Raw genomic sequence first — 2,283 nt, forward strand, 5'->3', positions numbered from 1 at the left:
CACCGCGCGATCGACGTGGAGCCCGGCGCTGTCCGCGCTGGACGGCGCCGCCGCCCGTGGGTCAGGACTTCTTCGGCGCGCCCTTGCCGGTCAGCTGCTGGATCGCTTCGAGCGCCTTGCCGACATTCGCTTCCGGCGACATGCCGCCGACGGTGGCGGCGACCTTGCCGTCCTGGGTGACGATGAAGGTGGTGCGCTCGGCCATGGCGTGGTCGATTTCGACGCCGCGCGTGTCTTTGTGGCCGCTGCCGATGTCCTGCACTTTCAGGTCGTAGGACAGGGCGATGGCGCCGCCGGCGTCGCTGGCGACCGGGAATTTGCTGGCGCAGAAATCGGGATCGGCCGAGAAGGTGTTCAGGCGCGTGATGCTGTCGAGCGAGACGCCGACCACGGTGGCGCCGGCGGCGACGAATTTGTCATGGCTGACGGCGAAGGCGTGGGCCTGGATGTTGCAGCCGTCGGTGAAGGCGGACGGGTAGAAATAAACCACCACCGGTCCTTTTTTCAGCGCGTCCTTGAGGGAGTAGCTGAAGGCCTTGCCGGCCATCGATGCCTGGGCCTTGAATTCCGGGGCGGTGTCGCCTGCCTTCAGTGCCGCTTGCGCCGGCAGGGCGAGGATGGCGCCGCAGAGGGCCGCGAGCAAAAGACGTTTCATGTATGACTCCTGTGTGTTGGTATATTTTTTTTGATGCCTGCATATAGTACCCTCAGGCGCCGATCTTTGCCGCCGCCTCAGCGCAGCCGGATCGCGAACGCGGAGACGGCCGACGGATAATAGTGCTGATACCATTTCCACAGCGTGCCTTTCGCCGCCTGTTGCAGCAATTGTTGCAGGGCGGCGCGGTCGGCCGGCGTCAGCGAGCGGCGCGAGATGTAGACCCCGCTTTCGCTCGGCGGCAGGCCGTCCAGCGGCGAAAACTGCACCTCGTCGCCGAAGGCGGCCATCGATGCGTCCTCGTACAGCGAGGTCAAAAATATCGACGGCGCGACGATGGTGAAGTCGGCGCGGCCGGCCTTGAGCATGCGCGCCACCATCAGCGGCCCGACCGCGTAGGACATGCGGTGCTGCGCTTCCAGGGCTGCCATCAGCGCGTTGTACTCGTCGCCGAAGACATAGCTGCGCACGGCCACGCCGGTCCAGGCCGGGTTGGCCAGCAACTGCGCGGTGCTGGCGGCCGGCACGGTCTTGTGGCGCAGGCTGACCATGGCCATCTTCAGCTTCATCATCGGCACGTAGTCGGCCTGGCGGTCGCGCACGGCGCTGCGCGACGCCGGCAGCAGCAGGTCGGCCTCGCCCGATTGCAGGAACATATACGACAGCCGCGCGCGCGGCACCACCGGGAACAGGAAGCGGCACCCCATTTTGGCGCCCAGTTCGCGCAGCGCGTCGGGGAAGGCGCCCGTCACCTGGTCGCCGTTGACGATGACGCTGAAGCCGGTCGGCGCCACCGGCACCGTGATCGCCCGCGAGCACGCCGCCGGCGCCGGCGGCGGCCAGGCCAGCGCGGCGGCGCACAGCAGCGGGCCGGCCAGGCGGTTCAAGGGTGGGGCGTGGGAAGGCAAGCGTACTCCGCAACACAAGTTGGGATCGGAGCACTGATTCTAACTCAATTGCAACTCGGCGCCGGCGCCGCGCCCTGCCAGTCGTAGATGTGATAGCGGTGCCAGCGCGCGCGCAGGCGCAGCTCCGGCCACTGTTGCAGCAGCGCGGCGTCGGGCAGGTAGAGGTAGATGACGATCAGGGGGCGCGGCTGGCGGCGCAGGGACGCGGCCACGTTGTCGATGTGCGGGGTCAGCGCGGCGCGCCGCGCTGCTTTATACTGCAATCGATCACGCATAGCGATTGGATAGAAGATGAAACTTATCGGCCCCTGGATGTCGGGATATACCCGCCGCGTCGGCATCACCCTCAACTTGCTCGGCCTGCCGTTCGAGCATCTGGACTGGAGCGGCCACGCCGCGCGCGACGCCATCCGCCAATACAGCCCCATGGGCAAGGTACCGGCGCTGGTGCTCGATGACGGCGACGTGCTCGTCGACAGCAGCGCCATCGTCGATTATTTATACGAGCTGGCCGGCGCCGGGCAGACGCTGCTGTCGGCCGCCGGCCCGCAGCGCCGCGCCGCCCTGTACTGCGCGGCGGTGGCGCTGGAAACCTATGGCAAGCACAGCCAGATCTATATGGAACTGTCGCGTCCCGCCGCCGGCCGCCATCCGGCCCGCATCGAGGCGCTGCTGCGGCAGGTGCTGACCGGCTTTCAGATGCTCGAAGCGCGCGCCGGC

The 2,283-nt window shown here is 67.5% G+C and carries 4 protein-coding genes; 1 reads left to right on the plus strand and 3 read right to left on the minus strand.

Translation table 11 applies throughout. The features are described from left to right. Positions 1–61: 61 nt before the first annotated feature. The 3 genes from Q0S71_RS24315 to Q0S71_RS24325 all read right to left on the minus strand — a co-directional run bounded on the left by Q0S71_RS24315 (position 62) and on the right by Q0S71_RS24325 (position 1,826). The gene (locus tag Q0S71_RS24315) at positions 62–655 is read right to left on the minus strand and encodes a peroxiredoxin (RefSeq protein ID WP_296001463.1); all 594 of its coding nucleotides are present in this window, start codon (positions 653–655) and stop codon (positions 62–64) included. A gap of 77 nt (positions 656–732) precedes the next feature. Beyond that, positions 733–1,563 (minus strand): hypothetical protein, encoded by an 831-nt coding sequence (locus tag Q0S71_RS24320; RefSeq protein ID WP_296001465.1) that lies wholly within the window; start codon positions 1,561–1,563, stop codon positions 733–735. 44 nt (positions 1,564–1,607) lie between these two features. Further along, positions 1,608–1,826: a hypothetical protein gene (locus tag Q0S71_RS24325; RefSeq protein WP_296001467.1), complete on the minus strand. Its 219-nt coding sequence runs from the start codon at positions 1,824–1,826 to the stop codon at positions 1,608–1,610. Positions 1,827–1,854: 28 nt separating this feature from the next. Between Q0S71_RS24325 and Q0S71_RS24330 the strand changes: the two genes are divergently transcribed. Next, on the plus strand, positions 1,855–2,283 hold a 429-nt coding region (locus Q0S71_RS24330; RefSeq protein WP_296001469.1), incomplete at its 3' end, for a glutathione S-transferase family protein.

Source organism: Rugamonas sp. (assembly GCF_025354735.1).
In the GTDB taxonomy this organism is placed as follows: domain Bacteria; phylum Pseudomonadota; class Gammaproteobacteria; order Burkholderiales; family Burkholderiaceae_D; genus Rugamonas.

Coding starts and splice junctions, on each gene's coding strand:
- Q0S71_RS24315 (WP_296001463.1), bottom strand. CDS start 655: ATGAAACGTCTTTTGCTCGCGGCCCTCTGCGGCGCCATCCTCGCCCTG.